Consider the following 6,506-nt stretch of genomic DNA (forward strand, 5'->3'; position numbering starts at 1 on the left):
ATCAAGTTTGTACTTGATGGAGAAATTCAGTTTGAATCCAGCGATCAAGGTTAATTGTCTCTAGTCCTTCATTTCCGGGAACCAGACGGAGTTCAGCAATATGTTGGGCAATCCAGTCCGGACGAATCTTCATCTCGCAGAAAAAGCGCCCTGACTGATTCTGGTGATAAACACTGCTGAGAATTTGGGAGACGATTTCAGCATCCAGAGTTGTCCACTGGCTGATCAAAGAGAGAGCAGAGGGCGTAATAGTGTACCAATATTGAGCGGCGCTTAAGGCTTTCAGGTAAGCTATTACAACTTCTGGATACTGTTCTGCTAACTCTGCACTCACTACCACACCATGAAAAGCAGGCAACACATTCAATTTGTCACTTTGCAAATAACGAAACTTCCCTTGACGATAAGCAATATCGTGAAAGGGAGCAAAGTGAGCGTATCCATCTGCCTGAATTGGATAACCAAAGGGCTGAGTAATGTTAGAGTTCTCTAGGGAAGCAAGCCTAACCTCGTTAAGTAAGTTTACAGAATTAAGCGATCGCATCACCATCCCATGTGCAGAAGAACTGAAGGGAACCGCAATTACACCTCCTCGCAAGTCTTCAATGCTTTGCAGTTTGGACTTATTTGGTACAATCACAGCATTACAGGAACCATCGGGATTCGTCGAAATAAAACTAACGAGGCGCGTTTGTCGAGTTTCACTAACAGCATTATTTTGCTGTAATGCACTCAGTAACAAGGGATAATCCCCTAAAACGCCAATATCTAATTGTCCGGAGTGTAAGCCTTGAATAATCGGTGCTCCTGTTAAAAAATCGCACCAGTGGATGCGATACTGGGTGGAACTGTATCGCCCTTCTCTGGGTAAGAAGTGTTCCAGTAAGCCTAAGCGCTGAATCACTAAGCCTGCCGTTACCATTGGAATCGTGCTGTTTTGAATACCGATCGCTAAATCGATTGTCTCAGGACGTTGTAGGGGGTTGGAACGGATAATTAGGCTAGGCGATCGCAAACGCACTGGGGTTGATTGAGGGTAAACTGAGGCTTGCTGTTGCTCTTGACTGTTCTCAACGAGAGCAATGAACTTTTGAATCGGGTTTGAGTTGCACGATCGCCGATTTTGCGATGATGAGTGTGTGCTCACAGATTCGCTTAATCGTTTGGGTAACAAGAGAAAAACATTACCAGATAAGGCGAATTCTTGGAGGGGAATTGCAACAAGCATTCCCAACTGACATTCAGATTTAAATTCAAAGTTAGAAGCAAATCCTAAATAATGCCCCTGCATCATATAGGTTCGCATCAAACTCAGAGTATCAACGGTTTCAACTTGAGAAAACTCCTCAAGGCTTATCCCTAATTCAGTTATCCGAGATTCAAAGACTAAACGACTAGGAGAGCCAGTATTTAGCATCACCCATCGCTCTTTTTGCAACTCCTTCAAACTCAACCAGCTTTGATTCGCTACAGGATGATTCGCCGCAACGACTAAAGAATAGTGAATTGGAGCAATTGGGGTTGCTGAAATTTCAGAAAATTCTGCAAAACTAATATCTGAGATTCCTAAGTCAATCTGACTGCTGGTAATGGCTCGATAGAGAAATTCAGCCGAATCAAATACGACACACTGAGCCTGAATCCCAGGATACTGCTGACGGTACTGGAAAAGAATGTCAGGTAGCCATCCATTGGCGATCGCGGCTGTACAGCCGATTTTGAGATTGCCAAATTTGCCTTTTTTGATTTCTTCGACTTTGGCAAACAATTGATTTTCAACATCAATCAGTCTTGTCCCTTCCTCCAATAAAAACTGTCCTACCTCTGTTAGCTGAATCTTACGCCCCAACCGATAAAAAAGGGGGGTTCCTAGTTCAGTTTCCAGGGATTTTATTTTGGCGCTGACCGCAGGCTGAGTCAGATTTAGAGCATCAGCGGCTTCGGTAAAGCTGAGATGCCTAGCAACCTCCAGGAATACTTTAACTTGATAAACCTCCACGTTCTCTAACCCCCCAGATTGGAATTTATATTTTACAGCTTAATGAATGAATTAAACTAATTTATGAAAGCATAAAAAATGTGAATAAATAGATGGTGCTTTTGGTTACAAAAAAGCTTGTAAGTTTCTAATTTCTTCCCTAGCATGAAAAAGTCGAGAGTCGATCTTGATTAATTTATCAGTCAAAACTTATAAAAGTTTTTGGTAACTGAAGAGGAGTTCTAAGTGGATACTCAATGGATGAAGACGGATGTTCTTGTCATCGGTGGTGGTACTGCTGGAACGATGGCAGCCATCAAGGCAAAACAAGCAAATCCTGAAGGAGAAGTGCTGATTTTAGAGAAAGCGAATATCCGCCGCAGCGGGGCGATCGCAATGGGTATGGATGGTGTCAATACAGCCGTCATTCCTGGTAATTCTACCCCAGAGCAATATGTTCGTGAAATTACGATTTCCAACGATGGCATTTTGAATCAAAAAGCCGTCTACCAAACAGGTAAACTTGGCTTTGAAGTCATTCAAGAGTTGGAAAGCTGGGGCGTGAAGTTCCAAAAAGATACCCAAGGGAACTATGACCTAAAACAAGTGCATCGCGTGGGTAAATATGTGTTACCGATGCCAGAAGGGAAAGACCTGAAACAAATTTTGACCCGACAGGTAAAGCGCCACAAAGCCAAAGTAACGAATCGGGTAATGGCGACTCGCATTCTAGTCAGGAATGGACGTGCTATTGGAGCGGTAGGGTTTGACGTGCGAAACGGCGATTTTGTGGTGATTCAGGCAAAAGCAGTCGTTCTGTGTACAGGAGCCTGTGGAAGATTAGGTTTACCTGCCTCTGGCTATCTTTACGGCACCTACGAAAACCCCACGAATGCTGGCGATGGCTACTCAATGGCGTATCACGCAGGCGCAGAACTCACCAATATTGAGTGTTTTCAAATTAACCCTCTGATGAAGGACTATAACGGCCCTGCGTGTGCTTATGTAGCGAGTCCGTTTGGAGCTTACACTGCCAATGCTGAAGGACACCGCTTTATCAGTTGCGACTACTGGAGCGGTCAGATGATGCTGGAAATTTGGAAGGAGTTGAATTCTGGTAAAGGCCCAGTTCAACTGAAGATGACCCACTTAGATGAAGACACCATTTCAGAAATTGAGTCGATTCTGTGGTCGAATGAACGACCCAGCCGAGAGCGATTTCATGAAGGTAGAGGCGAAAACTACCGCACGGATGGCGTGGAGATGAATATCTCAGAAATCGGTTTGTGTAGCGGTCACAGTGCTTCTGGAGTCTGGGTCAACGAGAAAGCTGAGACAACTGTCCCAGGATTATATGCAGCAGGAGATATGGCGAGTGTCCCCCACAACTACATGATTGGGGCATTTGTATTTGGTCGGTTGGCGGGTACAAATGCGGTGGATTACATCGAAGGGTTAGAGCATATTGAACCCGATCCTGACGTTTTAGAGGCAGAAAAACAACGAATTTATGCTCCATTGAACAATCCGAATGGTGTACCGCACACGCAGGTAGAGTATAAATTACGACGGTTGGTCAATGACTACTTACAGCCGCCCAAAGTAGACCACAAAATGGAAATTGGTTTGAGAAACTTTGTGCGCTATCACGAAAGCTTAGAAATGATGGGCGCACGCGACCCACATGAACTGATGCGCTGCATGGAGGTTCACTTTATTCGCGATTGTGCTGAGATGGCAGCACGCGCCTCGCTGTATCGTCGGGAAAGCCGTTGGGGATTGTACCATTACCGAGTGGACTACCCTGAAAAGAACAACGAAGAATGGTTCTGCCACGTCAATCTTAAAAAAGAAGAATCAGGCGAGATGGTTTTATTCAAGCGTCCGGTTGAGCCTTATGTTGTGGACGTTGATATTGAACGAGAAGTTTATGATGTGGCGGTGCGGTAAGGGTAAGAAGGCAGAAGGTAGGAGGTAGGAGGTAGGAGGCAGAAGGTAGGAGGCAGAAGGCTTTTATGAAAGAAAGCTTGTACTGTAAGCTTTTTAACCTTTTTCAACTGGATAGTTATTTCCGCCACGCTGCGGTAAGTTCATTAATTTGTAGCCAAGAGAGTGAGAGTTATGGCTTTAGCAATGCAACGGGTTGATGTACCCGTAATCGTTGATGAATCGAAATGCTTAGAAAAGTGTACCGCTTGCATTGAAGTGTGTCCGCTAGATGTGTTAGCGAAGAACCCAGAAACAGGCAAAGCCTATATGAAATACGACGAGTGCTGGTTTTGCTTACCTTGTGAGAAGGAGTGTCCCACCAACGCAATTACGGTTCAAATTCCCTTTTTGTTGCGATAGAGGAGTGATCATGTCTGCTGATACTGAATTGAACCAATGGTTGGAAATGCTGCGATCGCCTGATACTAGCGATCGCCTAGTTGCCGTCAAAATGCTGCAACATTTGGGTGATGAGGATGCTCTGGAACCGTTAATTACAGCATTGCAAGATGAGAGCATGGCTGTGCAAAAGCTTGCAGTGACGGCACTGTGGGAGCTAGCAAATCCCAAGTCGGTTCCGGCTTTAGTGGAATGTCTGGCTTCAACTGATGAGGAGATTCGGGAAGAAGCGCTATCCGCATTGGGCGAATTAGTTACCCCCGATCACTTGTTGCTGCTGCTGGATGCCTTGCATCGAGATGACGTGAATATGCAACTGAATGTGTTAATTCTGTTGCGGAAGATTCACGATGCTCAGTCTTTGCCCTATGTATTGCCGTTCTTTGAGTCGGAAAATGCTCAGTTACGGGAAGCAGCAGTAACAACGCTACGCTATCTCAATCAAGTAGAACGCTGCAAAGAAGCGATCGCGTTGATGTCTGACCCCGATGAGAACGTGCGGCGTTCTGCTGCCCTGACGTTAGGACATTTAGCAGATGCAGAAGTAGTTCCCAGTCTGTGTCAAGCACTCACTGAGGATGCGGATTGGCAGGTGCGACGCAATGCGGCAAAATCGTTGGCACTCCACGCTGATGTTGCGGCAGTTCCGGCTTTAGAAACGGCTTTGGCAGATGAGCATTGGCAGGTGCGGAAGTTTACACTTCAGGCTTTGCAGAAAACACCTGCTGACCAAACCTTACCTGCTTTAGTGAAAGCGTTGGCAGACGAGTACTCGGATGTGCGTCGAGATGCAGCGATCGCACTGGGTATCCTGAAGAACCCAACTGCCCTGAATGCACTCCAGCAATCCCTAGACGATCCAGACAAAGACGTGTGTATTTACGCAAAACGAGCGATTCAGACGATCCAGGAGTCTACGCCAGAAACATCCAATGCCTAGCCATCAATCTCCCTTCCGCCAAACTCATTCAATAGAGGAAATTGCCACTCCTCCCGATCCGGTAACAGAATCTCGGCAAAGAGAGGTTATCCAGTGTCTCAAACAGGTAATTGAACCCATCCTCAAAAACGACATCGTGAGTTTAGGAATGGTGCGGAATCTGCGGGTTGTGGATGACTATATTTATCTACGCCTGTATGTGGGAAAACATCAGCACCACCTGCAAGCAGACATTCAATCGGCAATTTCGTCCGTAACTTGGTGCAAGAAAACTTATATCCAACTGTGCACCATTCCTGGTGTCAGAACGACGTTGGCAATTTCCAGTGGCAAGGGAGGTGTAGGCAAGTCCACAACATCGGTTAATTTAGCTGCCGCTTTGAGTTTGCAGGGGGCGAAGGTGGGCCTACTCGATGCAGATGTCTATGGCCCCAACGTCCCCCAGATGTTGGGATTGGGACAGGCAGATGTCAAGGTGATTGATACACCCAACGGTCAAAAGTTTCTCCCCCTAGAAGCTCACGGCATCAAAGTCATGTCTGTAGGACTGCTGGCAGAACCCGATCATCCCCTAGCTTGGCGAGGGCCTGTCCTACACAAAATCGTGACTCAGTTTATTCAGGAGGTGGAATGGGGAGAATTGGATTACCTGCTGATTGATTTGCCTCCTGGTACAGGCGATGCTCAAATTACGATTGTGCAAGAAAGTCCGATTTGTGGCGTAATTTTGGTGACGACTCCCCAACAAGTTGCGGTTTCGGATGTGCGTCGCAGTGTCCATATGTTTCGTCGTGTCGGCATTCCCGTGCTGGGCATTATCGAAAATATGAGCTATTTAATCTGTGGTCATTGTGGCGATCGCACTCCGATTTTTGGTAGTGGTGGAGGGCAGCAGCTATCGACAGAACTCCATGCCCCTTTACTGGGACAGGTTCCGATTGACCCTAGTATTTGTACGGGCGGGGATACGGGAACGCCTTTGACCCTAACGCATCCAGACTCCACAGTGGGGCAAGTATTTGTACAAATAGCTGGAGCGATCGAGACAACTTTTCGCCCTTCTGAAGTTCTAACTTGCTAATTTTTTGGTAGTGCTCAAGATGTAATGATAGAGGAGTAGAGTTTCTTGCTGTTCTCCTCCCATGCCTGCGTGTCCCATTTGTGCGTCTTCCAAAACGGTCAAGAATGGTCGTATCCACA

At 46.2% G+C, this 6,506-nt stretch carries 5 protein-coding genes; 4 read left to right on the forward strand and 1 reads right to left on the reverse strand.

The window, feature by feature from the left end; genetic code table 11:
• Window position 1: 1 nt before the first annotated feature.
• Window positions 2-1,999, reverse strand: coding sequence for a LysR substrate-binding domain-containing protein (locus NDI42_RS23855; RefSeq protein WP_190454497.1), 1,998 nt, complete (start codon window positions 1,997-1,999; stop codon window positions 2-4).
• A 240-nt stretch (window positions 2,000-2,239) separates the two neighbouring features.
• Between NDI42_RS23855 and NDI42_RS23860 the strand changes: the two genes are divergently transcribed.
• The 4 genes from NDI42_RS23860 to NDI42_RS23875 all read left to right on the forward strand — a co-directional run bounded on the left by NDI42_RS23860 (window position 2,240) and on the right by NDI42_RS23875 (window position 6,387).
• Window positions 2,240-3,928 carry a fumarate reductase/succinate dehydrogenase flavoprotein subunit gene (locus tag NDI42_RS23860; RefSeq protein ID WP_190454510.1) on the forward strand — a complete coding sequence of 563 codons (1,689 nt, stop codon included), beginning with the start codon at window positions 2,240-2,242 and terminating at the stop codon, window positions 3,926-3,928.
• A 171-nt stretch (window positions 3,929-4,099) separates the two neighbouring features.
• Window positions 4,100-4,327 (forward strand): 4Fe-4S dicluster domain-containing protein, encoded by a 228-nt coding sequence (locus tag NDI42_RS23865; protein WP_071958132.1) that lies wholly within the window; start codon window positions 4,100-4,102, stop codon window positions 4,325-4,327.
• A gap of 10 nt (window positions 4,328-4,337) precedes the next feature.
• A complete protein-coding gene (locus NDI42_RS23870; protein WP_190454501.1) occupies window positions 4,338-5,306 on the forward strand; it encodes a HEAT repeat domain-containing protein in 969 nt (322 codons plus the stop codon).
• Window positions 5,299-6,387 (forward strand): Mrp/NBP35 family ATP-binding protein, encoded by a 1,089-nt coding sequence (locus NDI42_RS23875; RefSeq protein WP_190454504.1) that lies wholly within the window; start codon window positions 5,299-5,301, stop codon window positions 6,385-6,387. Before NDI42_RS23870 ends, NDI42_RS23875 begins: the two co-directional genes overlap by 8 nt.
• The last annotated feature ends 119 nt before the right edge of the window (window positions 6,388-6,506 follow it).

Source organism: Funiculus sociatus GB2-C1 (assembly GCF_039962115.1).
GTDB lineage: Bacteria > Cyanobacteriota > Cyanobacteriia > Cyanobacteriales > FACHB-T130 > Funiculus > Funiculus sociatus.